The sequence below is a fragment of the Paenibacillus alba genome (assembly GCF_013204855.1).
Classification (GTDB): domain Bacteria; phylum Bacillota; class Bacilli; order Paenibacillales; family NBRC-103111; genus Paenibacillus_E; species Paenibacillus_E alba.
Window position 1 is genome coordinate 559,474 of the sequence record NZ_JABMKZ010000002.1, and the last position, 26,645, is coordinate 586,118.

The 26,645-nt window shown below is 47.1% G+C and carries 26 protein-coding genes; 8 read left to right on the plus strand and 18 right to left on the minus strand.

Annotated elements, in window-relative coordinates; genetic code table 11:
* Nucleotides 1-36 precede the first annotated feature (36 nt).
* Nucleotides 37-420, plus strand: coding sequence for a YmaF family protein (locus tag HQN90_RS02815; protein WP_173216179.1), 384 nt, complete (start codon nucleotides 37-39; stop codon nucleotides 418-420).
* Here HQN90_RS02815 and HQN90_RS02820 read toward each other — a convergent pair.
* Both HQN90_RS02820 and HQN90_RS02825 read right to left on the minus strand, forming a co-directional pair.
* On the minus strand, nucleotides 405-1,391 hold the full coding sequence (locus HQN90_RS02820; protein ID WP_173216181.1) for an aldose 1-epimerase: 987 nt from the start codon (nucleotides 1,389-1,391) through the stop codon (nucleotides 405-407). The two genes, HQN90_RS02815 and HQN90_RS02820, sit on opposite strands and share 16 nt — an antisense overlap.
* Before the next feature lie 14 nt (nucleotides 1,392-1,405).
* Nucleotides 1,406-2,164, minus strand: coding sequence for a CPBP family intramembrane glutamic endopeptidase (locus HQN90_RS02825; protein ID WP_173216183.1), 759 nt, complete (start codon nucleotides 2,162-2,164; stop codon nucleotides 1,406-1,408).
* 291 nt (nucleotides 2,165-2,455) lie between these two features.
* Between HQN90_RS02825 and HQN90_RS02830 the strand changes: the two genes are divergently transcribed.
* Complete coding sequence (locus HQN90_RS02830; protein ID WP_173216185.1) at nucleotides 2,456-3,814, plus strand: sensor histidine kinase; 1,359 nt, start codon at nucleotides 2,456-2,458, stop codon at nucleotides 3,812-3,814.
* Between the two features lie 13 nt (nucleotides 3,815-3,827).
* Nucleotides 3,828-4,526, plus strand: a complete 699-nt coding sequence (locus tag HQN90_RS02835) for a response regulator transcription factor (protein WP_173216187.1) — start codon at nucleotides 3,828-3,830, stop codon at nucleotides 4,524-4,526.
* Here the strand turns inward: HQN90_RS02835 and HQN90_RS02840 are convergent.
* The gene (locus tag HQN90_RS02840; protein ID WP_173216491.1) at nucleotides 4,523-5,368 is read right to left on the minus strand and encodes a YitT family protein; all 846 of its coding nucleotides are present in this window, start codon (nucleotides 5,366-5,368) and stop codon (nucleotides 4,523-4,525) included. The genes HQN90_RS02835 and HQN90_RS02840 overlap by 4 nt on opposite strands.
* Nucleotides 5,369-5,627: 259 nt before the next feature.
* Here HQN90_RS02840 and HQN90_RS02845 point away from each other — a divergent pair, with 259 nt between their 5' ends.
* On the plus strand, nucleotides 5,628-7,739 hold the full coding sequence (locus HQN90_RS02845) for an LTA synthase family protein (RefSeq protein WP_173216189.1): 2,112 nt from the start codon (nucleotides 5,628-5,630) through the stop codon (nucleotides 7,737-7,739).
* Nucleotides 7,740-7,800: 61 nt separating this feature from the next.
* On the opposite strand, the gene HQN90_RS02850 is transcribed toward HQN90_RS02845, so the two are convergent.
* The 3 genes from HQN90_RS02850 to HQN90_RS02860 form a co-directional block, all read right to left on the minus strand.
* Nucleotides 7,801-9,183: an MFS transporter gene (locus HQN90_RS02850; RefSeq protein ID WP_246362009.1), complete on the minus strand. Its 1,383-nt coding sequence runs from the start codon at nucleotides 9,181-9,183 to the stop codon at nucleotides 7,801-7,803.
* 316 nt (nucleotides 9,184-9,499) lie between these two features.
* Nucleotides 9,500-10,519, minus strand: a complete 1,020-nt coding sequence (locus tag HQN90_RS02855; protein ID WP_173216191.1) for a Gfo/Idh/MocA family protein — start codon at nucleotides 10,517-10,519, stop codon at nucleotides 9,500-9,502.
* Nucleotides 10,520-10,544: 25 nt separating this feature from the next.
* A complete protein-coding gene (locus tag HQN90_RS02860) occupies nucleotides 10,545-11,321 on the minus strand; it encodes a sugar phosphate isomerase/epimerase family protein (protein WP_173216192.1) in 777 nt (258 codons plus the stop codon).
* Nucleotides 11,322-11,454: 133 nt separating this feature from the next.
* On the opposite strand from HQN90_RS02860, the gene HQN90_RS02865 reads away from it, so the two are divergent.
* Together HQN90_RS02865 and HQN90_RS02870 are read left to right on the plus strand one after the other, a co-directional pair.
* Nucleotides 11,455-12,249, plus strand: coding sequence for a helix-turn-helix domain-containing protein (locus tag HQN90_RS02865; RefSeq protein WP_173216194.1), 795 nt, complete (start codon nucleotides 11,455-11,457; stop codon nucleotides 12,247-12,249).
* A 265-nt stretch (nucleotides 12,250-12,514) separates the two neighbouring features.
* Nucleotides 12,515-12,742, plus strand: a complete 228-nt coding sequence (locus HQN90_RS02870; protein WP_079409501.1) for a 3-dehydroquinate dehydratase — start codon at nucleotides 12,515-12,517, stop codon at nucleotides 12,740-12,742.
* 79 nt (nucleotides 12,743-12,821) lie between these two features.
* On the opposite strand, the gene HQN90_RS02875 is transcribed toward HQN90_RS02870, so the two are convergent.
* The 9 genes from HQN90_RS02875 to HQN90_RS02915 form a co-directional block, all read right to left on the minus strand.
* On the minus strand, nucleotides 12,822-13,340 hold the full coding sequence (locus HQN90_RS02875) for a DinB family protein (RefSeq protein ID WP_173216196.1): 519 nt from the start codon (nucleotides 13,338-13,340) through the stop codon (nucleotides 12,822-12,824).
* Between the two features lie 181 nt (nucleotides 13,341-13,521).
* The gene (locus HQN90_RS02880) at nucleotides 13,522-15,720 is read right to left on the minus strand and encodes an alpha-galactosidase (RefSeq protein WP_173216198.1); all 2,199 of its coding nucleotides are present in this window, start codon (nucleotides 15,718-15,720) and stop codon (nucleotides 13,522-13,524) included.
* Nucleotides 15,721-15,943: 223 nt separating this feature from the next.
* Nucleotides 15,944-16,231, minus strand: a complete 288-nt coding sequence (locus HQN90_RS02885) for a ferredoxin family protein (protein ID WP_244208883.1) — start codon at nucleotides 16,229-16,231, stop codon at nucleotides 15,944-15,946.
* Nucleotides 16,228-17,538, minus strand: a complete 1,311-nt coding sequence (locus HQN90_RS02890; RefSeq protein WP_079409497.1) for an FAD-dependent oxidoreductase — start codon at nucleotides 17,536-17,538, stop codon at nucleotides 16,228-16,230. Before HQN90_RS02890 ends, HQN90_RS02885 begins: the two co-directional genes overlap by 4 nt.
* Complete coding sequence (locus HQN90_RS02895; RefSeq protein ID WP_173216200.1) at nucleotides 17,535-18,677, minus strand: electron transfer flavoprotein subunit alpha/FixB family protein; 1,143 nt, start codon at nucleotides 18,675-18,677, stop codon at nucleotides 17,535-17,537. The genes HQN90_RS02890 and HQN90_RS02895 overlap by 4 nt, the downstream gene beginning before the upstream one ends.
* Before the next feature lie 42 nt (nucleotides 18,678-18,719).
* Entirely contained in the window at nucleotides 18,720-19,556 is an 837-nt protein-coding gene (locus HQN90_RS02900) for an electron transfer flavoprotein subunit beta/FixA family protein (protein WP_173216202.1), read from the minus strand.
* A gap of 395 nt (nucleotides 19,557-19,951) precedes the next feature.
* Nucleotides 19,952-20,125 (minus strand): hypothetical protein, encoded by a 174-nt coding sequence (locus HQN90_RS02905; RefSeq protein ID WP_173216204.1) that lies wholly within the window; start codon nucleotides 20,123-20,125, stop codon nucleotides 19,952-19,954.
* A 64-nt stretch (nucleotides 20,126-20,189) separates the two neighbouring features.
* Nucleotides 20,190-20,627 (minus strand): GNAT family N-acetyltransferase, encoded by a 438-nt coding sequence (locus HQN90_RS02910; RefSeq protein ID WP_173216206.1) that lies wholly within the window; start codon nucleotides 20,625-20,627, stop codon nucleotides 20,190-20,192.
* A 33-nt stretch (nucleotides 20,628-20,660) separates the two neighbouring features.
* Entirely contained in the window at nucleotides 20,661-21,311 is a 651-nt protein-coding gene (locus HQN90_RS02915) for an HAD family hydrolase (protein WP_173216208.1), read from the minus strand.
* Between the two features lie 217 nt (nucleotides 21,312-21,528).
* On the opposite strand from HQN90_RS02915, the gene HQN90_RS02920 reads away from it, so the two are divergent.
* Entirely contained in the window at nucleotides 21,529-22,653 is a 1,125-nt protein-coding gene (locus HQN90_RS02920; RefSeq protein ID WP_173216210.1) for an MHYT domain-containing protein, read from the plus strand.
* Between the two features lie 74 nt (nucleotides 22,654-22,727).
* Here HQN90_RS02920 and HQN90_RS02925 read toward each other — a convergent pair whose 3' ends face one another.
* The gene (locus tag HQN90_RS02925) at nucleotides 22,728-24,047 is read right to left on the minus strand and encodes an MFS transporter (protein ID WP_173216212.1); all 1,320 of its coding nucleotides are present in this window, start codon (nucleotides 24,045-24,047) and stop codon (nucleotides 22,728-22,730) included.
* A gap of 199 nt (nucleotides 24,048-24,246) precedes the next feature.
* Here HQN90_RS02925 and HQN90_RS02930 point away from each other — a divergent pair, with 199 nt between their 5' ends.
* Nucleotides 24,247-25,011: a sulfite exporter TauE/SafE family protein gene (locus tag HQN90_RS02930; protein WP_173216214.1), complete on the plus strand. Its 765-nt coding sequence runs from the start codon at nucleotides 24,247-24,249 to the stop codon at nucleotides 25,009-25,011.
* Between the two features lie 99 nt (nucleotides 25,012-25,110).
* On the opposite strand, the gene HQN90_RS02935 is transcribed toward HQN90_RS02930, so the two are convergent.
* Together HQN90_RS02935 and HQN90_RS02940 are read right to left on the minus strand one after the other, a co-directional pair.
* Entirely contained in the window at nucleotides 25,111-25,854 is a 744-nt protein-coding gene (locus tag HQN90_RS02935; protein WP_173216216.1) for an ABC transporter permease, read from the minus strand.
* Nucleotides 25,842-26,579, minus strand: a complete 738-nt coding sequence (locus HQN90_RS02940; protein WP_173216219.1) for an ABC transporter ATP-binding protein — start codon at nucleotides 26,577-26,579, stop codon at nucleotides 25,842-25,844. The genes HQN90_RS02935 and HQN90_RS02940 overlap by 13 nt, the downstream gene beginning before the upstream one ends.
* Between the last annotated feature and the right edge of the window lie 66 nt (nucleotides 26,580-26,645).

A 26,645-nucleotide genomic window follows, 5' to 3' on the forward strand; every position in this document is an offset into this window, starting at 1 on the left:
GATGAAAGCATATCCTGTTCCAGGGGGGTTTTGGGCATGACTTCTTGCATTCCGCCTGCTCATGTGCATTTCTTCAAGAGCATCACTTCAGAAGAGTTGAAGCATCATCATCTACTAAGGGTTTATACGTTCAGTGTAAACGGAACTGCCAATGATGGTCATGTTCATCAGTATCAAGGCATCACGGGCATTCGCTATGGGCACTATCATAACTATTTCGGAATATCTGGACCCGCCATTGCCCTTCAGAATGGCACTCATATTCATCTGCTTGAAGGGATTGTTGAATTGAATGCCTACAATACATCCCGTTCCGGCGCCCTGGTCCAATCGGCCAAGGCAGATGGCCTGATTACTGAGCTCCATCAGCATTCCTACTCAGGCTACTCGACGATTGGTATGGCCTACGAGCCCTGGTGAGATTCGATTCGAAGCGACCACTCGAATGTGAAGGTTTCGCCAGAAGCTAAACCTTGCGCACCGGATAGCTCCGGTTTAATAGGCTCATTGAACACGTTCATGATGCTCGTATAAGGTTCAAGCGAGACCGCATCCGTCCATGGCGCGGTAAACAGTACGTGAATGGGGAAACGGTCTCCCATGTCGAAGACCAGCTTCGTCCTGCGAGCTTCGTAATGCAGCTCACAGGTTTGCGGACCAGGCTTCATGCTGAGCATCTGCGAGCCGCCAGGGTAGCCTGGCAGCTCCGTGACGTGCGCGCCTTGCTGCAGCGCCGCGGTAAGCGTTGACGCCGCCGGCTCGCCTGCGGCGTAGCCATCCTCGCTGAGCGGCCATTCCCCAGCCGCTGGAATCACGACCCGCACGCGGTCGGCTTCGCCCTCCGCGTATGCGAAATACGGGTGAAAGCCAAGAGAAAGCGGCATCGTGCTGCCGCTTCGGTTGGCGATTTCACCGCTGAGCGACAACGTGCCGTCCTTCAGACGGTACGTAAAGCGAAAGCATGCGGCGTGCGGCCAATACGCCAGCACATCCGCGTGCTCCGCGAAGTCGAACTCCGCGGAGACATAAGCCCCGCCAGCCGCATCCGCGCCGCTGGCTACGACCTTCCACGGCCGCTCGCGCAGCTCGCCGTGGGCATGATCCGGCTCCCGATTCACGGGGAGCCTGTATTCGCGGCCTTCGAAGGAGAAGGCCGCTTGCTTGACGCGCCCCGGCGGGAACAGAATCGGCACGCCGTAGCGCGAAGACTTAACGCGAAGCTCGGCCACGCTGGCTGGCTTCGCGATATAAGCTTGGTTCCGCACATCGAAGCGGAACAAATGCAGTCCGATGGCCGGGATGATCTCGGCCTCGGCTCCGGCCGCATGGTCGACGAGGCGAAGCGTCGACTCCCCGTCCCACTCACTTGCAATAATTTCATAAGCACTCATGTGAAATTTCCTCCTTAGTTCGTATGTACAGTCTGTGATTGTCTCCGATAATACAAGACAAGCCCTGCTATTCCAAGCATAAGAATCATAGTCGTAACTAAACTGCCCTCAGCCCCGAAGCTGCCGCCAGAAATCAAAGAACTGTTGGGATAACTCATTTTTAGCGTGAAGAGCGAGGGCATTGGGGTGCCCGATACCTCGAAGCCATAAATGCATCCCTGCAAATAATTCCAGGATAAATGCAGCCCAATCGGCATCCACAAGCTGTTAGAATACTCTCGGCATAAGCCAAACAACAAGCCAGCCAGCAGCAAATTCAGCAAAGGCACAGGATTGTTCCACATTCCCGGATTAAACGAATGCAGCAAAGCAAACACGAGCGTAGACACGACTACAGCCGAAGTGGTTCCAAATCTCTCTTTCACCAGTCCCTGCAAGTAGCCTCGTGCAAAAAGCTCCTCATTAACCGCAACGCCGATAAAGAGCAAGAATCCCCATACCAGCTCCAATGCCAATGAGCTTGTCCAAGAATTGAGATGAAAGAGAATGACGCCAAACAGCCAAATGCCGAAAGTGCTGGCCGACATCAGCAGTGCCCCCAAGAGAACACCAGCGCTAAATTTTCGTCCCATCTGACGTGTTCCAAAACCAAGCGCCCATCTTTTCCGCCTTTCAAAAACGGCATAGGCAAGAAGAACGCCACCTACAAAGCCAATAATTTGTGCCCACAATGCTGCCTTAACAAAGAAGGGGTCACCAGCCATTCCAGCCATGCTGAGCTCCTGATCTGGATGTCTTAGAATCGCTACAACAGCTGCTGCAATTGATAATATCACGGTTATGACAACAATGAAAACTCCGCAAAGCAGTACTTTACCTACAATTTTCAAAATAGCTATGGCATAACGCTTTTTTGCATCAATGAGACTTCACTCCCTTCTCATCCACTTATTCGCGAAGCTTCGCCCATTTCCTCTTAAGCCCATAGGGAAAGGATACTCTTGTGCAAATGTTGGCTCCATGCCACAATAGAGGAAACTATCTATTCATTTGACGGAGGAATCATGCTTTTTGTACTATTTGCCTTATGGATTATTGCACTTGGTCTTATGATGATCGATCCAAGATCCAGTACAATGAGATGGATGAGCGCTGTCGTTTTTACCGGTGGATTTGGTGCCCTTGCCGCTGTTCTGTCGGAGAACTTCATCCCTTATATCCAGCAAACTGTACCTAATCCTTCAATCGCATCAGTGCTCTATAATTTCATGGGACTATGCTCATTGATTTCTTATTATGGCTTACCCTATTCGTTCGCCATGCTCTCCTTAACCTACAACACATTTTGGCAAAACCCGAAACTTCGGACTTGGCTGCCCTTTGCTCTGCTTGTCCCGCCCATCGCCTGCCTGGTGTTCACGCCAAGCTACACTGAAGAAATGCCCATCGCTTTTCCTGTCGTAGCCACGTGGGCTTTCCCTTATATATTGATCGGCGCTGTACTGATCATTATCAAAAAAGAGCGGCTGCCAGCACTGAAACGCACGCATTTATTCACATGTCTGGCACTTCTCCCGCCAATCCTATGTGTGGGTGTGCTTAATTACGTCATGCCAAGCTTCGGATTCTACCGGATGTGGGTCTATCATGTATGGATTTTGGCTTTTGTCGTGCCCTTCTTCGTGTATACTTTTTTCAAATACGGATTTCTGGGCATGCGCCTGCTCATCGAACGCCGAAAGCTTGACTCCACTTTGCGGGCGATTACTTCCGGAACCGCCATTCTGAACCATGCCATCAAAAATGATGTTGGCAAAATGCGCTTATTTCTTGAGAAAATGAAGCAGCATGCCGAAGATACCCAGCAAACCGAGCTAATCCAAGACATTGATGTAGTTATGAACGCATCCATGCACATTCGCGACATGATTAGTCGTGTCCATGAGCAAACACAGGAGCTTCCGCTCAGAGTTTCTCCGGTACATTTGACAGCGCTTTTGCAGGATGTTATCCCGCCGCTGCATCCTTATTTGACGAAAATTCATGTGCATCAGAACGTTCCTGACACTTTGAAACTTCTACTCGATCCGATTCAAATTGCCGAAACATTGACCAACGTCCTGATGAATGCGGCAGAAGCTATGCCAAGCGGCGGCGAGCTTACGATTAGAGCCTTTCATGCCAAAAAAAATATCGTCATCGAAGTCAAAGATACCGGTATGGGGATGGATAAATCGGTGTTGAAACAAGTGCTTGAGCCCTTTTATACGACCAAAAGCGGCAGCCGCAACAATTTTGGACTTGGCCTTGCTTATTGCTACAGTGTGATGAAAAAGCATGGGGGATCGTTGGAGTTAAGCAGTGAGCCTGGGAAAGGAACAAGTGTGTTCCTGATCTTCCCTGGCAACCGATTACAGACATAAGGGGGATTCTGACTTGGAAGCAATTCGCGTTTTTATTGTTGAAGATGATTTAGACTGGCTGCGCGGCCTCAAAGCTTATCTGAATCGCCAGACAGATCTGAGCGTCGTTGGCACCGTATCGACCTCAGAGGAGGCCAAAGAGCTTTTCACAGAAGCTGATCCCGGCGTTGACGTCCTGTTGATGGATATCATGCTGCAAGATGAGCCCGCCGGAATCGGACTGGCTGAGCAAGCTGTTCTTTCATGGGGCGTGAAAGTCATCATGCTGACTTCGATGGAAGAAAAGGATTTTATCTTTCGTTCCTTTCAAGCCGGCGCCATCGACTATCAAATCAAATCTCGCTACGAAGAGCTGCCTGGCATTATCCGCGCTGTTCATGCCCGTCAATCCGCCATTAACGCCGCGGTCGCCGAGCAGATGCGAGAAGAATTCCGCAGACTCAAAAAGCTCGAGCATCAATTCAAAGTAAAAGAAATCAGTGATTTGATTACTCCTACCGAGCTGCAAGTACTGGAGATGATTGATCAAGGGCACACGCAAACCGAAATTGCTAGCCGTTTCTTCATCTCTTTGCGAACGGTCAAAATTCATGTCGGACATATTTTGAAAAAACTCGGTAGTCCCAGCAGCAAGGATGCCGCTCAGAAAATCAGAGATTTAGGCTTATTTGAACGAGGAGAAACAACGAAGGGTACGGACAAAGCGGACTAGTGAATGTCCTTCTTCTTAAATCTTCCACCTTTGACATCGTGGATGTTGCCGACTGCCAGAAATGCTTTTGGATCAAGCTCACCCACGATGGACTTTAGCTTCGCTTCCTCCAGCCTTGTAATGACACAGAAGATCACCTTCTTATTATCTCCGGAGAATCCACCTTCCCCTTCCAGATACGTAACGCCGCGCCCCAAACGATCTAAAATCGCTTCGCCAATTTGGCGGAAACTATCACTGATGATCCAAACGGATTTGGACTCATCGAATCCTTCAATCGTCACATCAATCATTTTATAAGCGATGAAATAGGCGATTAGCGAATACATGGCGCGATCCCAGCTATAGACAAACCCCGCGCTGCCAAGGATGAATAAGTTGAAGAACATGACGATCTCGCCTACTGAAAAAGGCAGCTTTTTGGATACCAGAATCGCAATAATTTCCGTGCCGTCCAGTGAACCCCCGAATCTGATGACCATCCCAACCCCGATGCCCAGAATAATGCCTCCGAATACGGCAGCCAATAAAGGATCATTCGTCAGTTCATGTACGGGATGAAGCAGCCATGTTCCGATGGACATGACCAGAATGGCGAAAAATGTCGAAAGTGCAAAGGTTTTGCCAATCATTTTATAGCCGATAAATAAGAACGGGATATTTAACAAGGTCAAAAATAGTCCGACTTGCACATGGGTCAAATACGATAAAATAATGGAAATCCCTGTGATGCCGCCATCGATAATTTTGTTGGGAACCAGGAATATCTCCAGTCCCACTGACATTAAGGCTGCCCCTATGAAGAGGAACACACCGCGCCGCAATAGGGCGCTTTTGGTCATTCTTCGATGTTGTGCATGTACTGCTGCCTTATTCTGATATTGAACTTGTTCGTTGGCCAAGGCTAATCCCCTCCGTATCTCATCATCTTCTAAATATATTTCTCGACAAACTGTTCGATTTCCTCCCTAAAAGAACGCCATTCAATCTCCTATTCTTATAAAAATTGTTAGATATTCTGCCATCGAATATTATGACCGCCCATGGTATAATGTCAGTTGTCATTTACAATTTCTTAATTCATTCTTTTTAGGAGAACCTATGAAAAATCAACTTAATCGCTTGCTCCTATTATTACGGCAACGGTGGCCGCTAGCCCTTATAGCATTTATCCCTGTAGTGGTCATGGAAATCTTGAGCCGAGGGCAATATATAGAAACGATCACATGGGGCTTTAAGCATGTGCTGGAGCTCCTTTTTAATGAATGGATCGTCCTCAGTCTTCTGCTCTTATTCATCGCTATGATAGGTCGTACCAAAATCGCATATTGGGTCGTATCCGCACTACTGCTTTCATTAGCGCTAATCAGCGGTATTAAACTGAAAATCCTAGGAGTCCCTTTGACCCCTTGGGACATTGTTTTAGCAGGTGAAGCATCGGATATGGTGAAATACCTCTCCAATATTTTCAGCTTCAACATTTTGATTATGATCGTATTTTTCTTGGCAAGCAGCTATTACTTGTTGTACCGCACACCCTTATTTATGAAAAAAGTGGCATTAAAAGAACGTGGCATTTTGGCGATTATTGCTCTTGCGATGTTAACGGCTGTTTACACAGACCTGCCTCTACCGATTCAAAAATGGTTCGGGATTAAAGCCTCTGTCTGGAACCAAGTGGAGAACACAACGACGAACGGTTACGCGCTAGCCACGGTTCTCAATACGAAGTCGATGCTTTTTGATAAACGCGAAGGCTACGACGATAAAGCCGTCGAGGCTATTGTCAGCCAGACACCCAAACCGATTAAAGCCGGCGATCCTGGCAATCCTGTTAAGCCGAACGTCATTGTCGTACTAAGTGAAGCCTTTTGGGACCCAACGGTCATCAAAGGAGCAACCTTCAGCAAAGATCCCATACCGTTCTTTCATAAGTTGCAGCAAACAGGAACGAGCGGAACCATGCTTTCACCGCAATATGGCGGCGGCACCGCGAATGTCGAATTTGAGGTTTTGACCGGAAACTCTATGCGTTTTCTGCCTCAGGGTTCCATTGCCTACAATCAATTCATTACAGGCGAAGTCGATTCTTTAGCGAGTATTTATGCTAGACAAGGCTATACATCAACTGCTATCAGCCCTTTCTACAATTGGTATTTCAACAGCAACAAAATTTATAAGGACTTCGGCTTCTCGAAATATATTCCGATTGAATACTTTAAGCCTAATTATTCAGGCCCTTATATCGCCGATCATGAAGTTGCAGCCAATATTATACATGCGACCGAATTAAGCGATGGACCGGATTTTGTTTTTGCCAATACGATGGAAAATCATTTTCATTTTTACCCTGGCAAATTTCCCAAAAATAATTTCGATGTTTCTGGCGATATGTCACCTTCGTCGCAAGGTATGCTTGAAACGCTTGCCCAAGGCATCAATGCCTCGGACAATATGCTCAAGGAGCTTGTTGAGTATTACGAGAGAAAAGGCGAACCGACCATTATCGCTTTCTGGGGAGATCACCTCCCGGCGCTTGGCGATGATTATGCCACTTACATCGATACGAAGTATATCAGCGGCAAAGACGACCCTGATTTCCTGAAAAAGATGTACAGCGTTCCACTCGTGGTATGGAATAATTTTGATACGGAGCGCAAGGATAAGCTTGACATCAGCCCGTCTTTTTTGGGTCCTTATCTCATTGAATTATCCAAGCAGCAAGGCAGCTATTATACGGACTTTCTAAGCCAGCTTGTCAAAAAGATTCCGATCATTCCTCCAAAAGATTATTACCAAGCGATGAACATTAATGAACAGGATCTAAAAAACTACGACACGCTGCAATATGACATTATTTTCGGTGACAGGCATGCTTATAAAGATTACAAAGTGCCTATTATTAATTCCAAGTATATGCTTGGATTCGGTCCGATTACACTGAATACAGTTGAAGCTGATTCCCGCGATATCTCAGGACGTTCCAGCATAACCCTTTCGGTGAAAGGCAATAATTTACCGCCACTTGGGTTTGTGACCTTGAACGGAAAAGCAGTCCCGACAACTTGGCAGGATGAGCATAACCTAACCGCTAAAGTCGAAGGCAGCTTGCTGAAAGCAGGCATTTGGGACATTCAGGTTCATGTGAAGGATTCTAAGGAAACCACCGTAGGCAAGTCGAATACAGTGCCAATCGAAATTGGCGGACGTTAAGCAATATTTGACACCAAAACCCCTTTTCTCATCTTCTGAGGAAGGGGGTTTCTGTTGTCTTTTATTTGGCCGCAAGCGAAAGTCTAGAAAGCTGTCTGGCCCGGTATAGGAGATAGCTGATGCCAGCCAGCAATACCATTGTGGCTACACCCCAATAAATATGTGTAAATACATCCCCCATTGGAATGGACTTTTGCCAAACGATGCTCTTCCCGCTCAGCGCCACACCAAAGGCGCCTCCAACGAATTGTATAAGCTGTGAGAGCCCCATACCTGCGCCAATTTGTTCCTTTGGCAGTATGCGTGACATTTCGTTAGACACACTGGTGGTAAGCATCGTAACGCCAAGGCTTAGAGGAATATACACGATTAAAATGGCGATTGGCGATAAGGAGCTGAATAAACCGAACAGCACAGCTCCTAGCAGCATCAGAATACTTCCTGTACGCAAAATCAGATGGTTGCCATACCTATCAATCATGCGGCCTACCACATTTGAAAATAACGCCGACAGCATAGCTCCTGGGAAAATGATCAGTCCTGTGTAGACGGAGCTTAAACCAAATAGTCGACTAAGCATTAGCGGCATTAGGAACAGTGTCGCGAAGTGCGCGGCAAATGCGGCAAAGACCATGAAACTCAGCAGCATATAAGGCATATTTCTTAGCAGCTCTGGCTGAACAAAAGGGCCTTTCGCACTTTTGATTCTGTACCAAAAAGCAAAGAGGAAGACGACTCCCGCGACAAGCGCATAAATGGAGTTCGTTGTCATAAATAATAAAAGACCCGTTACACCAACGCCGATGGAAATCGCACCAGCGAAATCAAATCGAACGTGTTCGGCTTCTTCCTTAGGCAGCAAGCGGACCAGAAAGGGAAGTACCAGCACAATGAACCCCGTGACGAGGAAAAGGCCATTCCATCCCCAATACTGCGTAATCACACCTCCCAAGACAGGGCCTAAGCCCATACCGAACGTGGCCGTTGAAATGATGGTTGACATTGAGCGGCCTCGTCTACTCATCGGAATATAGCGAGTGACCAACATAACGCCTAGAGAGATTCCTGACCCTGCTCCGATCGCTTGCAAAATTCTAGAAGCAAACAACATCAGAAAATGATGACTGAACATGCCTAGAAACGAGCCAACGCCCAAGAAAATAATCCCTATCGTTAATAGTCTGCGAATTGGCAAATAATCGGACAACCGACTAAAAGTTATCGATGATATCGCAAAAACAATCGAGTATCCCGTGACAATCCACGAGGCAGTTGTTGAGGATAAGGAGAACTGCTTCATAATCTGTGGCAATGCAACATTAAACATCGTTGTATTCATCGTGATCAGCATGACCGCAACGCTCCACAAGCCCAGAACAAGTCTTTCTCTCATGACCTCCTGTTCTTGAGCTTCCTTTATTGGTGAAACCTTATCCGTTGTCATTATGAAGCACCTCCTTTTATAGTTCGAATATTATCGAACAATAAAACTTTAACACATTTGTTTAGAAACGACAAGAAAAAAAGAAACGCCTAACCATTATTATTAATTCCTGCGATTATACATCCTTTTCGTCTTCAAATCAGGCTAAATCTTGAAAAGCCTGCAATTGTGCATCCTTTGGCGACCTTTTTGCGATTTCAGGATGGAAAAACTTAAAAAGCCTGCATAATCGCAGGCTTTCTCTTGTTTCAAACGATTTGATTCGAAAAAGCCTGCACATACGCAGGCTTTTCAGAAATGGGGTTAAGGGCATTCACTATAAGGAAATGACTTTGCCTGTTGCTTCGGATTCGAAAGCAGCCAGAATGACGTTCAGGGAGCGAAGACCTTCTTCGCCGGAAATGCGCGGGCTTTTGCCTTCCAGAATGCTTGTAACGAATTCATCTATAACGCCGCTGTGCGTTTGTTTTTCGTTCGTTGCGATTTGTCCTAACTTATAACGCTCAACAGTACCGTCACGAAGTTCAACGATCACTTGATCGTTAGGATCTGTATCGATTTTGATAACACCGTTCTCGCACCAAAGGACAGTCGAGTTGTCTTGACCTTTGTAATACGTCCAGCTAGCAACCAAAGAGCCTGTAGCCCCGCTCTTCATGCGCAGCAAGCAAGTCGCGTTGTCATCAACATCGGTTCCCTCTTTGTGGATCGTACCCACGAAAGCTGCTACTTGAGCAACCTCGTCATCCAGCAGCCAACGGATCAAATCAGACTTATGTACGCCTAGATCGCCCATAGCTCCCATGACCGCTTCTTCCTTGCGGAAGAACCAGCTCTCGCGGCCATCAACGCTCCAGCCTTCCGGACCTGGGTGGCCAAAGGAAGTGCGGAATGTAAGCACTTTGCCCAGCTTGCCAGAGGCAAGAATTTCTTTGGCTTTCACATGTGGAGGCATCAAACGTTGGTTATGACCCACCATGAGGAAAACGCCATTTTTCTTCGCAGCGGCAATCATCGCTTCTGCTTCTTCGGCTGTGGCCGCCATTGGCTTCTCCACCAATACGTGCGCACCGGCATTTGCCGCGGCGATGGATACTTCTGCGTGAAGATAGTTAGGTGTACATACGCTGACAGCGTCGACCTTCTCATTCTTCAGCATGTCTTCATAACTGCTATAAGCTTTACCACCGTGCAGCTGAGCATAATGCTCAGCTCTCTCCAGGATCGGATCTACGAAAGCGACTAGCTCCACATTGGCGTTCCAAGCATATTCCGGGATATGTCTATGTTTAGAAATAGAACCGCAACCAACTACGGCTACTTTAATTTTGCTCATTGTCATTATTGCTCCTTTGGGCTGATTAATTAGTAACGTTCGTGTAATGCTCTTTTACCCAGTTCAAGCTGTTCTCAATGCTGGTAAGCGGCGGTTTCTGGCAATTATCCTGCTCTACGACAAGCCATTCAACACCAGCTTTCTCCGCTGCTTTGATCACTTCCTGCAAAGGAACATCGCCAAGACCAAGCTCAAGCGTAACTAGCTTGCCTTCAGCATCCTTGGTGAAATCTTTAAAATGGACAAGCGGTAAACGCCCCGCATATTTGGCAATGTAAGCAAGCGGATCTTGCCCAGCGAATTGTACCCAACATACGTCCATCTCAACGTTAATCGCATTTTCACCTGTTTTGGCAAACATCGCATCGAAAACGAACTCGTCGTTCACTTTATGATGAAATTCGAAATCATGATTATGATATAAGAACTGCAAGCCTTGTTTGTTGACTTCTACTGCAATCGCTTCACACTCAGCTATCAAAGCTTTCCATTGGTCGGCAGATTCACGCTCTTCAGCGCCAACATACGGACAAATCGCGTATTTAGCACCAATTGTGTGCAAGAAATCAATTTCCCCTTGCAAATTCGTACGGAATCTTTCGAGACTCACATGGCTGCCGAAAGCTTTCAAGCCAAGCTCATCGAGAAGTGCTTTTACTTCATCAGATGATTTGTCGTAATAACCCGCAAACTCAACACCTTCATATCCTAATTTCGCAACATGGCGAAGTGTTCCTTCAAAGTCATTCGCCATATCATCACGAAGTGTATACAATTGCAGACCAATGCCTAAACGTCCCATTTGTTCTCCTCTTTTCTCTTTATCCTATTTTAATGAATCAAGCCTATGTACATAGTATAATGGATCATAGCCTATTATGACCATTCACGATATAATCAAAACATCTCCTATTTGGCTATGAAAGGTGAATAACATGGAATCAGAACTTATCACTTGCGGCTATTCCTTTCATATGGAGCCGTTTAATGCGAGCAACAAGTCCGGACTTAATCATTATCTGTTTCGATTGCAGTCCGAAGGCACTTGCGAAGCTTTCGTAGATGGAAAATTCAAGCGAATCGAAGCGGGCCATTTGCTCCTTTTTCAACCGGGAGATCCCTATGAGCTGCGAATCGAACACGATACCGCACAGCCGGATCATAAAATTGCCAGCGGCGATTATTATTTATTTTGCCGAGGCACATGGATTGACGCATGGTGGAAACGCAGCAAGAAGCAATCCTGCACACGCATTGATCTGGATGCCAGACTCATCTCTCTCTGGCGGCAGTTAATTCTGGAGAAACGCAGAATGGAAGAAGAAAATAATGAGCTCAGCGGTTATTTGCTGCAAGCCTTATGCCTCTATGTAGAACGCGCAGCAACGGAAACGGTCTCCTTGCAGGGACGCCCTTTCACCGGCACTCGTATGAAAAGATTTATTGAAGCCCATGCCACAGCTACGTTCAAAGTTGATGATGTCGCCAATCATGTTGATCTGAGCGTCTCGCGCGCCGTTCATTTGTTCAAAGAATGCTTCGGCAAAACGATGATCCAATACTCGCTCGAAGTTCGGTTATCCATTGCTGTGGAACGGATGCATGACAGATCATTGTCTCTGGAACAAATTGCGCTAAGCTGCGGCTTCGGCAGCTACGCTTATTTCCATAGAGCGTTCAAACAACGATTTGGCACATCGCCTAAGCTATTTCGCCAAAAATCTCCTTAACCGATACATTTTTAAAAAATATTCACAAAATCTTCATGCAGATTGACCATTGGAATGAAACATTTCTGCTCTCTCATTCGTATATTATAGTAGCAGGAAAAAGATTACAGAATACATAGTCTGAAATTGAGGGTTTCTAGAATAGTTATCTACAATTTCTATGAAAATCAACATTTTGTTTCAAAATTGTAAAACTATTTTAAGGTTAAATTAATAATAATCCTATATGCTAAAACTATAACCAATTCCTAGGATGGTGAAAACTATGAAAATGTTTATTACGATTCATAACAAACCCGTGCCTGTCTACTCCGATGAGAAAAATAAAAAGAAGTTCAACTTATTGAAATCTGCGCTTGAAGCAAAGGTTAGCAAAGGAAGAGCTACCATCAAGAAATGCTTGGATTCTATCATTAGCATTGAAATCGTTGGTTGTGAAGCAATTCTGCACTCTTTTAACGAACGCGACTCGCTCGCGTTGTCGCTTTACTAGCATCATGGTGAACGACAAACAGACCTCCACCACCACTTTCTAACAAGTGGCATTGGAGGTCTGTTTATTTTGTTGGCGATTAAGCTTGCAAATATCGTGTATGAACAACATTGAGGTGATGCTGCGCATGCCCTGCAATAATGTAGGCAAGCGCTCTTGCTGAGATCGGATGATCGCTAGAAACACCTCGACGCTCCCAAGCGGATTCCGCGATCGTAGTCAACAAAGTGAAAGTGGCTTGCCGAACAGCCTGAAAGTCTTGGAGCAAATCACGGATGGAGAGCACATCAAAATTAGTGTTCGCAATAAAGATATCTTGATCAAACCCCGGCAAACTCGTTGTATCCCCACGTGCGATACGCAGCATCCGATAGCTCATAATGCGCTCTGTATCGGTAATATGGATCAATAGCTCTTTCAAGCTCCATTTGTCCGGAGCATAACGCAAGAGCGCCTTCTCCTCGCTCATTTCAGCAAATAAGGCAATGATTGTATCCAATTGATTTTGTAAAAAGGAATGATAGTCCCCTTCCGGAACTTGGCTGATATACGTTTCAAAATAAGAGTTGTATTCTTCTTGATCAGGTCTCTGCAGCATGCGTCGTTAATCTCCCTTCCAAGGTAAAAGTCAGATATTAATGCCAATATCATATAACAGATAGAAGCAAATTTAAACACTCTGCTTTCCACTGTGCAGAACGGGCTTTTCTGTGGTATCTACAAAAAGCGCAACCCCACTTGATCTAAGTAGGATTGCGCTTGATTGGGTTGAACAGATTTTATTCGGCGCTGCTGCGTTCAAGCAGCCAAATTTTGCTTTGGAAATCCCCGTGAAGCCCAGCAACGGGCAGACCGACGTAGAGAAGGTGATCGCCGGGGTATTCGCCTTGCAAACCTGCGACTTGATAATCAAAGTCGGGGTTAAGTCCTTTGAGGCGGAGAGTTTTGATCGCATCATTCGGTATGGCGAGGACGCGGAAATAGGCGACCATCGCTTGGGTTTTATCCTCGGATACAATCATCCAAGCCGTTTCATTGCCCTCGAAGGGGCTAAGCAAACGGTACATGTCGCCAAATTGCACGAGCGGTCGAATCTGTTTGTAATCGGCAATTTGCTTTTTGACGATTTCTTTTTCTTCGTCCGAGAAGACAGTCAGATCTAGCTCGTAGCCGAAGTTGCCGGACATCGCAACATTTCCGCGCATTTCCAGCGACGTGTCACGATGCACTTGATGATTAGGAACGGCTGAAACGTGAGCGCCCATCGAACTAATCGGGTAAACAATGCTTGTCCCATATTGAATTTTCAATCGGGAGATGGCATCGGAATTATCGCTCGTCCATGTTTGCGGCATGTAATACAGCATCCCCGGATCGAATCGTCCACCGCCGCCTGAGCAGCTTTCGAATAAAATGTGCGGGAATTCAGCCGTTAAGGTTTCCAAAACGCTGTACAGCCCCAGCATATAGCGATGAGCTGTCTCGCGTTGTCTTTCCGGAGGCAGAGCGGCCGAACCGATTTCTGTCATATTCCGGTTCATATCCCATTTGATATAGCTAATTGGCGCGCTTTTTAAAATATTTCTAATCATCGTTGTTATCTCTTCACAAACATCCGCACGCGAGAAATCCAAAATCAATTGCTGACGCCCTTCCGTGCGCCTGCGATCCGGTACATGCAGGCACCAATCCGGGTGTTTTCTGTATAAGTCGCTGTTCGGCGAAACCATTTCCGGTTCAAACCAAAGCCCGAACTCCAGCCCCATGCCATTCACTCTGGCAACGAGATCTTCCAGACCATTCGGCAGTTTCGCTTTATCGACAACCCAATCCCCTAAGGAGCTGTTATCGCTGTCTCGTTTGCCAAACCAGCCATCATCAAGCACGAATAGCTCGATACCCAGCTCTTTGCCAGCGCTTGCGATGCTTTCAATTTTCTCCGCATTGAATTGGAAATACGTAGCTTCCCAGTTATTCACAAGCACAGGTCTGGTACGATCACGGAATTCGCCACGGCAAAGCCTTGTCCGGTACAGTCTATGGTACGTTCTAGACATATTCCCCAGCCCTTCACCGGAATAGACCATGACCGCTTCAGGCGTTTGAAAATGCTGACCAGGCTCAAGCAGCCAGCTAAAATCAAAGGAATTGATCCCCATGGAAATACGCGCAGTTCCATAAGGGCCAACTTCGGCATGCGCCGCGAAGTTGCCGCTGTATACCAGGCTAAACCCATACACATCCCCATGGTCTTCGCCAGCATCTTTGGACAGCAGCGCGACGAATGGATTATGTTGATGGCCGCTGGCGCCGCGGCTGCTTTCAACCGACAGCTTGCCCGGTGCCAGAGGTCTTCTGACCATTTCGCGTTCTCTCACCCATGCACCAGAAAGCTGCAATAGATCATAATCGCCATGCGAGAAATCTACACTCGTACTGTAAGCGCGAAGAAGCTTCAAATCAGCGTTCCCCTCATTGACGAAACGGACAGACCTCGTTATTGCAGCATGATCTTTGAAAAGCGTATAAGATAGGAACACTCTTAAACCGATGAGTTTATCGAACAATGCAAGTTCAAGTGTCTCTGCTTCTTCCTCTTGCTCCACATAAGTTGCAGGAAGTCCTTCAAGTGTAGGCTTGCCTTGGTAAATTCGATGGTTCTCGTAGACTAGCTCCGTAATCGTAGAGCCGTTCGTTAAGGCAACTTGATACGCTGGTTCCCGATAATCGCTTGTTCCGTAAGCTGGGTACTCTTGCGGCATCGTATCGAACGTAATCTTGCGGTCATCGACTACCGGATTTGGATGAAACGAGCATCTTTCCTTATCTTGTATGATCGAGCCCAATTGGCCGGATCTGATGGGGCGTCCCCAATACACGTGTGCCGGATACGCCTGATGAATGAGCTGAATGACATAACTCATATGCTTATTTTGTAAATGAAACAGTCCCTGTGTTGGTTCAAATGAAATACTCATGAAATCCCTCCTATGTTCATCTCTATTATCTTATCCTTCCGCGAACAAAACTATGGAGGATTTGCACCTACATATGGAGAAATGTAGTTTCCACAGGCTTTCGGTTACAAATGAAAGAAACGGAACTATCGAGCGCTTATTAATGAATTCTCCCTCCATAAGAGCGAAAGCATTCATTTCAACGCACCATAGCTCCGTTCGATCTGCCCGTCATTTTGATTATTTAACCAAATTTATAGGTCATGCCATAACCGCCCTTGGGGTAAACCCAATCAATATTGTAGGAAGGACACGCAATTCGGCACGTTCCGCATTCGATACAATTCTCGTAGGCAACCGTTGTGATTTTGAGCTTCTTCTCCCACTCATACACATCGGATGGACAGAAAAAATTGCAGTCTTTGGTGACGCAATTCAGGCATGTCTGCGTATCTTTAATGACAAGGTGGGATTTATCGTCGCATTTGTAACGAATGGTAAACAGCTTATCTGAAACATCACATTGGCTCATCCGTTCATCGCCCTCCATCCTTTATAACCCAGCTTCATTAAATTAACGGTTCCGCCAGCCGCATTTTTGATGAGTTTTACGGCCATTTTTTGTTTATCTGCTTTTGTAATCCCATCCACAAGAAACATGTTATAAGCCGCTTCATTCAGCGCCCTAGGCAATTTGTCGAATAACAGCTCCGGATCCTGATCCTTCAGGAATTGGTGCATTCCCTTGTATTTTTGCAAATCCTTATGAACAAAAGAAGACTTTATTTTATTATCATAAGCATGGAGAGAAGCACCGGAGAAATCCCCGCGTTCCTTGGCTTCCACAATGGCTTCACCTGCTAAGCGGCCCGAGGTCATGGCTAAATTGGTCCCTTCTCTATGCACGAAGTTGATCAATTGAGCCGCATCCCCGCACACGCACCAGCCATCGCCGGATAATGGCGGAATCGAGTGAAAACCCCCTTCGGGGATCAAATGGCCGGAGTACTCTTTGGTTTCACCGCCCTGAATTAATTTCCGAATCATCGGATGCTGCTTAACAGCGTCTAAAACAGCGTAAGGCTTCACTTTTTTGTCCCGCAAATGATTAACCATCACACCAACGCCCAAGGAAATCGTTTCCTTGTTCGTATAGAGAAAACCCATGCCCGCCATACCGAGCGAAGTCTCGCCCATGAACTCAATTGTCACGCCTTCATCGCCCTCAAGGCCAAAGCGATCCTCGATTTTCTCCCGCGGCAGCGCAATCACTTCTTTGACTGCAAGAGACACTTCATCCGGCATCCATTCCTTATGAATGCCCATCGCTTTGCCCAGCAAGGAGTTGACGCCATCTGCAATGACAACAACGTCGGCGTAGAGATCGCCATCCTCCCGATCCGTGCGCACACCCACAACGCGATTGCCCTCCCGAATGACATCCAGCGCCACCGTTTCATAGATGGGAATAGCTCCGGCAGCCACGGCCTTCTCCGCAAACCACTGATCGAATTTCACACGCAAGCCTGTAAAACAGTTAAAAGGCTCCTTATACGCCTCGTTGCGATGGCCAAATGTGACCATAGACTCCTTGCCCATCATCCAAATCCGCTGCTCGACAATGTAGCGTTCCATCGGGAAGTTTTTCTCTTTCCAAAACTCGGGCACAAGCTCCTCGATTTGCTTGCGGTAAAGGACGCCGCCGAATATATTTTTGGCGCCGGGAAACTCTCCCCTCTCCAGCAGAACAACAGATAAACCAGCTCTTGCCATCGTCAAAGCTGCCGCTGCACCGGCCGGTCCTCCTCCAACAACAATCGCATTGAATTTCTCATTCATTTGGCTTCACTCCTTTCAAGAGCTCCGCTTGCCGCACGGTTCGAATCATTGGCAGGTGTGGCACTATCGGCTTTGGTTAGCTGCACGCCAAACAACGTTCGGCGTTTCTTGATTTCCTCGGTAATCGCTGGCACAATTTTGAACATATCACCCACTATGCCATAATGAGCAAATTGAAAAATAGGCGCCTTCTCATCTTTGTTTATGGCCACAACTACATCGGCATGGCTCATGCCAACCGTATGCTGGACGGCCCCTGATATGCCGATTGCAAAATACAGCTTCGGCCTCACTGTCGCACCGGTTTGACCGACCTGGTGCTCGTGCCCGATCCAGCCTGCGTCGACCGCTGCGCGCGATGCGCCCACGACGCCGCCGAGCGCATCCGCCAGCTCGGCGAGCAGCCCGAAAGCATCGGGGCCGCCCAAACCGCGGCCGCCCGCCACGATAATCTCGGCATCCTCGAGATTTAGCTTGCCCGTTTCGCGCAGGAAGTCGAGCACCTGCGCGGCAATCTCTTCCTCGCGCATCGTCGCCTCGATGCGCACGATTTCACCCTCACGCGCGGCGTCCTTCGGCAGCGCCTGAAAGACCCCGGCCCGCGCTGTCGCCATTTGCGGCCGGTATTGCTTGCAGAGGATGGTAGCCATCATCTTCTCGGAAAAAGCCGGCCGGCTGGCCAGCAGCAGCCGTGACGGCGGCGGCTCCACGTCGAGCTGCGTCGTGTCGGCCGTCAAGCCCGTCGGCAGGTGCGTTGCGATCGCGCCTGCCAGGTCGCGCCCCGTTGCCGTCGCGCCGAACAGCACGATCTCCGGCTTCGCTTCCTCGATCAGCTTCAAGCACACCCGGCTGTACGGCCGGGTCCGATAGGTGCGAAGCTCTGGCGCTTCGCAGAGGAACACCCGGTCTGCGCCGTAATGCACGGCTTCCTCAGCGAGATGTGCGACATCCTCGCCGATTACGAGCGCCATAAGCGGCGCATCCAGCTTGGCTGCCAGCTTCTTGCCTTCGCCCAGAAGCTGCCAGGACACCTTTTTGGCGGCGCCATCGCGCTGCTCCACCACGATCAAAACTCCCCGATATGCGGACCAATCGGGCATTGCCGCTTCCGACTGCTCCGATGCTTGTTCATTTGCCATCGCAATTCCTCCATTCTATCCATTCACCTTGTTAACTCAGTGTTAAGAAGACCAATCCAGCAAAGTTTGAATCTCCTTCGTCCATAGCTGATCCGCCAACAGCGCAGCTGTCTCCTCCGGGGTGTCAGATGCCAGCATCTGGGTTTTCACCGCCTTGATTTCCGGTACCCATGTTTTGGCAACAATGGTCGGCGAGCCTTTTAAACCAATTTTGGCGCGCTCGAGATCAGGGAAATCCGCTGTTGTCCACACGGTAGGCTTATACCTCGCGGCACGCACCATGCCTGGCAGCGAAGCTCGCCTAACTTTATTCAGCTCCTTTAGCGCAGTGATGAGCACCGGCATGCTTGTCTCCACCACTTCGATCCCATCCTCCAGAAGCCGGTGAACGCGCACCTTGCGATTCTCTTCATCCACATTGACGACTTTGTTCACATACGTTAACTGTTCCAAATCCAACCGACAAGCAACACCCGGACCAACTTGCCCCGTATCTCCATCCAAAGTCTGCTTACCGCAGAACACGATATCGACAGGCCCCCAAGTTTCGGCTATTTTCTGGATCGTGCGTGCAACCACATACGATGTAGCTAACGTATCCGCACCGGCAAAACCACGATCTGTTACCAAAACAGCCTCATCCGCTCCAAGAGAAATGCATTCTTTCAAGCCCTTCTCCGCTGGCGGCGGTCCCATCGTGACAACGGTGATCCTTGCTCCTTGTTCATCCTTAATACGCAGCGCTTCTTCCAGCCCATGCATATCATAGAAGTTCACAATGCTGGGAACGCCCTGCCGGATTAACGTGTTGTTCTTCGGATCAATCCGAATTTCTCTCGAATCAGGTACCTGCTTAATACACACAACGATATGCAGCATCTCTGCACCCTCCTGTCTGTAATGAAGACTTTGTTACAATAAGCGACTTCATGCTTGTCATCATTGTGAATTTTGTCACTTAAATGGCGAAGCAGAAAGCGCTCTCAAATTTTGTTTTAAGAGAATAACCTACAACAATATATGCGAATTGTTTCCTAACATGACAACAACTTTATGGTCATGGGGGCTCATACAGTAATCGAAGTAGCATCTGTCTTCGCAGACTTAACGGACTTCGTCCAACTACACACCTATCAGCCGCGAGGTATTCCGCGTGGGAGATGCAGCCTCCTTTCGCCCAGTTACAGCCCACCCCGAGGGCTGAGACTGCCTTTTCGGCAGGCTCAGTCAACGTTAGCTGCTTTCCACCTCCTGAGACTGCTTTTTTGGCAGGCTCAGCTGACTTCCGCCCAGATGCAGCCCCCTTTGAGGCTTGAGCCTGCCTTTTTGGCAGGCTCAGACAGAGTTTGCTGCTTTCCCCATCCTGAGACTGCTATTTTGGCAGGCTCAGCCTCCTTCCACCCAGTTGCAGCCCACTCCGAGGGCTGCCCCCCCCCCTTTTTTAACATCAAAATCTCCACAAAAAAAAGACCGGAGGCTACGCTCCGATCTTTAAGTATCCACTCACTACCACTATTCCTCGTCTATATCCCCATCAACCTCATAGGTACACATAAACCGCTCCACTCCTGGATATTTCTCACCCAAGCTGCGAATGACGAAACCGATATTGCGATAAAATTGGACGGTTTCTTCATCCGTCTCTGCCACGATTCTCAGCGGGTGCATGTCTTCAATAATTTCGAGGATAATCCCTCTTCCAAATCCAACGCCTCGACTCTCAGGCTCAACAGCCAAATGAGTAATGGTCATCTCTTGATCGTCGTTGATTCGAAACCCAATGATTCCAACCAAAATACCTTCGGATTCATAACCATAGAGCCAAAGGTTCAAATCCTCCTTATATTGCTGAATTGTTTGTTCCAAGCGATCCGGATCTGGAAACACGCTATAGCTCAACAGCTCTTGTATGCCGTCTTCTTGAATTCTGGATTTCACATCTACTAACATGTAGGATCACTACTTTCTCTTTATCTTTTTAATCTATACATAATCTAACAGACTCAGCAGCTTGTCAATGTGAGCGAAAGGTTGTACGCCTTTTTCCTCCATTGCATACGTCGTTTGACCATAGCTGATGAAAGGAATATATGCGTCCATAGAAGCCTGACCATCTATCCAAGAATCGCCAACTGACAGCCAACTCTTCGCTGGGACTTCAGGAAAGTACCTCATGGCAACCAAATAACCTGATGGGGCAGGCTTCATTGCATCCATCTGCTCTCTGCCGACAATAAGATCAAAATAATTCTTAATGCCTGTTATTTCTAAGGCTTGCAGCGCTGCTGCCTCGGAATTATTCGTCACAATGACAAGTTTGAAATGACCTTTCAGCACATCCAGCAGCTCCAATGCCTCTGGCTCCAAACCTGCCCCTTCCATCCCGCGAAGTTCATGTTTTTGTGCAATTTGCAGTGCAGCTTCGATCAGATTAGGAGGCGCCCCCTCTTTTTGAGCATAGGCTAATAGTGTTGAAGTCGTGTGATTTTCCATTGAAAATGAGGCTCCTAAATAACCTTGCTGCATGAGCAGTTCGGCAACTTCCTCTTTCATAGCTTTGAACTGAATATGCGATTGAAGCAAGGTATTGTCCATATCAAAAATGATTCCTTGTATACCCTTGACTTTACTCATTTGCACTCCTTTTTAAACTATGTGAAGTCTTAGTGTATTTCGACAAGGAAAGACATAAAGCTACATTTACCGCTATATACAGGTGACTTTACCGACCTCTATAATATAAAAAATACGTGCTGATTTTTATTTTTTTTAATTTCCAAATCAGCTTACAGCTTAGATAATCAAGTGTCAATAGAGAGAGATAGCCCCGATAGAATGTGAGGATATGGACATGCACGATATGAGTATTGAAACTTATTTTATTGCCTTAATCTTTCTCGCTTTTGTCCTAATCCTGATAACCTCCCTCATAAGTTTAAACCTGACGCGAAAGATTGCCGCAACAACCGCCTGGCAGCAGAAGTTATGGATTGCTTGCAGTGCATTATCATTAGGAGTCGGTATCTGGTCCATGCATTTTATCGCTTTCTTGGCTCATCCTTTATCACTGAGTATTACTTATGATGTACAAGCCGTCGTTACTTCTTTAGCTATCGCTATCGTAGGTGCGCTCGTCGGTTTTTTTGTTATGTATCGTTCAAAGCTGGAAATTCCTAGGTTATTCTTTGGTGGAACTTTTATGGGTTTCTGCTTTGCCAGTATGCATTACATTGGATTAGGCGCTGTCACAAACGTTGTCATTCATTTCAAACTTGTTCCTTTTGTGATCTCCATTGTCATCTCCGTAGGCGCAAGTATGTTAGCCTTATATTTGTCTTATTTACAGAGTCCAAAAATTATCATGAACGGATTGCTCATGAGCCTGATGTTTATCTGCATGCATTTCGTCGGAATTCTCGCAGCGGATATCCATTTTCCAGCCAAAAATATCAACTTCCCAGCAGACTCGGTGAGTATGGATAATTTCCTCTTAGCCATGTTTGTTGCTTTTGGCACGGTAATCCTATTATTCATCAACTTAAGCAGTTCGTTGAAAACAGATCAAAAACTGCAAAATCAATTCACGCTCCGAGCATCTATCCTTTCGTCTAGTCTGGACTGCATTATGATGTTTAACAGCCGAGGTTGGATCATTGAATTCAATCCGGCCGCAGAGGCTACATTTGGGTACTCACGGAAATATGCACTTAGTCTAACCTTGCTGGATTTTCTATTTCCCTTTGATCAAAGTGGACAAGCCGCCGCTTCCTTATTCGGTCAACTCGTCCGACAGGATGATGCCATTATGGGCAAAAGGCTTGAAATGCTAGCCTACCGTGCCGATCGCAGCGAATTTCCGGTGGAGATCACGATTACAGGATTCCACCACGAAGGAAAGCCAATTTTCACCGCTTTTCTCAGAGATTTATCCAAAACCAAAACATTGCAATGGCCCTCAGAACAAATCGTTTCATAAAGAAAAAGCCAGAACGCGATATTGTCGCTTCTGGCTTTTAGCTTTTTAAAAGAGAAAGCTCCTCCTACCATTTCTTAAGCCGTCTGCTTCGAGGTTGATCGAATGGCGAACGGGATGGCAAGCGAGAGGACACTCACGATGAGTCCGAAGACGAACATTCCATGAAAGCCCGTGTAAAAAGCGCTTGATTTGGTCAAAATTGCTCCCATGATCGTAACGCTGACCGCTGTTCCGATATTCCGGGCAAATAGCTGAAGCGAGGTTGAAATGCCTTTTTGATTGGCCTCAACTAGCTGCTGAGCACCGATCGTGGACACGGTGAAGATTAATCCGAAGGCAAGCCCCAGAAGCGTTAAAGCACCAAAAGAATACCAGAATGAGGTGCTTTCTCGTAAAAAGAACAGCATTACAGCGGTCACAACGAGCAATAAGTTGCCTGCAATCAGCAGTGGCTTGTAGCCGTAGCGCAGCACCCATTTCCCTGAAGGAACAGCTACAACCATCCATCCGATGGAAGTTCCCAAAAGTGCAATTCCGCTAATAAAGAGCGAATGGCCTTGATTTTGCAAGAAAAGAGGCAGAAAACTGGAAGTTCCGAACAAAGCCGCACAGCTGATAAAAGAACCGGCGATCATGATCGCAACAGGACGATTGCGCATAATATTTAATGGAACAATCGGAGCGGTGTGTCTTTTTTCATAAAAAATAAAGGCAATAATCAGCAATGCCCCTACTATGCCGAATAGGGCGTTGTACCGATCTACAGTCGTCGTCAGCAAAAGAAGCGAAATTCCTCCTGCGAACAAGATTGCGCCGCCATAATCGACCACCGATTTTTTCGGTTGATACACTTCTTTATAAGGCTGCAGAGCAATTAGCGATACGATACATATTGGAATATTCACGAAGAAAATCCAGCGCCAGCTCAGATAGGTCACGAAAAATGTGCCTAATAATGGTGCCAGGACCGCTGACAGCCCCCACATGGCCGTAAAAAAAGCCTGAACTTTGCCCCTTTGCTCGACTGGATAAATATCGCCGGCAATAATGGATGGAAACGGCATCATAACCCCTGCCCCGATCCCTTGAACAGCCCTGAAAATGATCAATTGAAGCATGCTCTGAGATAGACCGCATAGAATTGAGCCTCCCAGGAACAGAAGGATCCCTGCGGCATAAATCCTTTTCCGCCCAAACAAATCCGACAATCGGCCAGCTAATGGAGCCAATACGGTAGATAAGACCATATATGAGGTAAATGCCCATGCATACAGGTCATTACCACCAATTTCTTTCACAATAATCGGCATCGTCGTATTGGCAATTGTAGTATCCATCGATGCTACAAGCATTGCCAGAACAATACTGACCATCACCGTTGTTCGATTACTCATAGTTGCTCCTCTCTACTTGCATTTTTAGTCACGTTCCCATATTGTACCTGATTCCCTCTTTGATGAACAGAAACTTTATGAGGAGAGAAAATAATCCTTTTTAGCATCTACTTGAAAATTTTTCTTTACATAATGCTTTTCTATATAATAAAATTAATCCAATTGATTTAGTGGGTAATCGGATTGGGGACATGACAACATGACTTTAAGTGTATTACTGATGGGGGTATTTGTTGGTTTTTTGGTTGGATTAACTGGCGTTGGCGGAGCCTCGCTGCTCACTCCGATCCTCATTCTGATCGGTATTCATCCTTCTATCGCCGTTGGCACAGATCTGCTTTATAATTCCATAACGAAGCTTTTTGGAACCATCCAGCATTGGCGGCAGAAAACGATTGATTTTAAACTAGTCAAAATGTTGGCTATGGGCAGTATTCCGGGCGTTATTGTCGCAGTTCTCTTCCTGAAATTATTCGATTCGTTTTTTGACAACCAAGAACTCATGATCAAGCATGCACTTGGCTACGTTCTGATTCTGGTCGCCTTTGCTACCTTGTTCAAAGTATTCTTTGGACACAAGCTCAAAGAGAATCGCTGGCAGTTGAAGAGCCTGCAAGAAAAGCGCGGATTGACCATCACAATCGGAGCCGTGCTGGGCTTCATCGTTGGACTCACGTCCATCGGTTCCGGCTCTTTGTACGCGATAGCAATGCTCTATTTTTTCCGCATGAATCCGGCCCAGCTTGTCGGGACTGATATTGCGCACGCATTTTTCCTTGCATCTGCGGCAGGCATCCTGCATGCAAGCATGGGCAATGTGAATTACACGCTGGTACTCAATCTGCTTATTGGCTCCATTCCTGGAGTTCTCATCGGCAGCATGCTGTCTACCAAAGCCCCGACGCATGTGCTGCGAATCATCATTGCAAGCTTGGTATTAATTAGCGGGATTAAATTAATTTGAGGCAAGAATAGGAAAAACCTGTGGCGCTACTGGGTGAACCAGCGTGGTCACAGGTTTTTTGTCTGTCGATTCCTGCCATTCCCTGGGAAATATATCGCTCTATTTCAGCGTCATTTCCCTAGTGAACCAAAGCTTATAGCTCAGCATGCTGAGAATAATGCTTGTGATGGCAGCAGCGGCGGTGAAAGCAAACAAAATCAAAATCTGATAGCGCACCGCCTCTACCGGATTGGCGCCAGCGATAATCATGCCCGTCATCATGCCAGGCAGTTGAACGAGTCCTACCGTCTTCATCCCGTCAATCGTTGGGATCATGCTGGCCTTCACAGAGCGCTGCAGCGCCTGCTGTATGGCTTGTCTTACGGTTGAGCCCAGCGCCAGCAGCGCCTCGATCTCTTCCTTGGAGGAAGCGACCTCACGGTTCATTTGATTCAAAAACAAACCACAAACGATCATGGAACTGCCTATCGTCATTCCGCTGATCGGAATAATAAACTGGGTCGTTGGCTTAATGATTCCCAGCCCCAGCATCAGCGTCAGCGTCAAAACCTCCGTTACGGCAATAGAAGCCGCCACCCGCCAATGAATACCTTGCAAACCCTCGCCACGCTTGCCTGCGTTGTGTGTGGCAATTAAGATCATAATGGCAATGATGATACCTATGAGTGCTATATTTTCTGTTTTAAACACATAATGGAGGACGTATCCAATAAATAACAACTGCAAGGAGCCCCGAATTGTACCTAGCGCAATATCTTTCTCCAGCCCTAGCTTTTGCCATTTCGATAAAGCGATCGTAATCATGACAAAGGTCAGCGTAAAGCCCAAAGCTACTGTTGACATGCAGAATCGTCCCCCTTCTCAACATCTTCGGAAGGCGTTTTTTCGACTATGTCCTCCATCCGAGCTTCCGCCAAAACACCACTGTCCAAATGCCAGAAGCGGTTGCCGATTCGACGAGCTTGCTCCTGTTCATGAGTGACCCAAATGATCCCTTTCCCCTGTTCATGGTGCCATTTCATCAATGTGGCTTCTACCGCCTGTTTACTTTGCGAATCGAGGGCAGACGTAGCCTCATCAAGGAGCAGAATATCGGACTTCAGCAGCATAGATCGGACAAGCTGAACCCGCTGCTTCTGGCCTCCTGACAATTCTGCCGCTTTCTGAGACCAATCCAGATCATTAAGCCCTACTTGATCCATCAAGCTTTCCGCTGCCTGTTGATCAAACGTCGTCTGATGAAGCTTGCTTACGATAGCCAGATTATCCTTAATAGTTGCAGGCAGCATTGTTGGCTGCTGAGGAACGTAACATACCCGCTTCCGCCACTCTGTGGGACCCCAGTCAACTGTCTGTTTGCCGTGAAGTATTAGCTGACCGCCATCTTTGCTTTCTAACGTGGCCATAACCCGAAGCAAGGTACTCTTGCCCTGACCGGATGGTCCGAGAATGATGACGCGATCCTGAGGCGATACTTCCGCGCTAATGTGGTCAAACAAAGGCGCTTCACCGCCATTCGGGTGCTTCTTATGTAAATGCTCAATTATGAAAATAGCGGACAGAACCATTCACTCCTTTTTTTCGTCGCAACTTATGATTCTTAAGTATATCACAGCATTAATTGGAGCGTGACA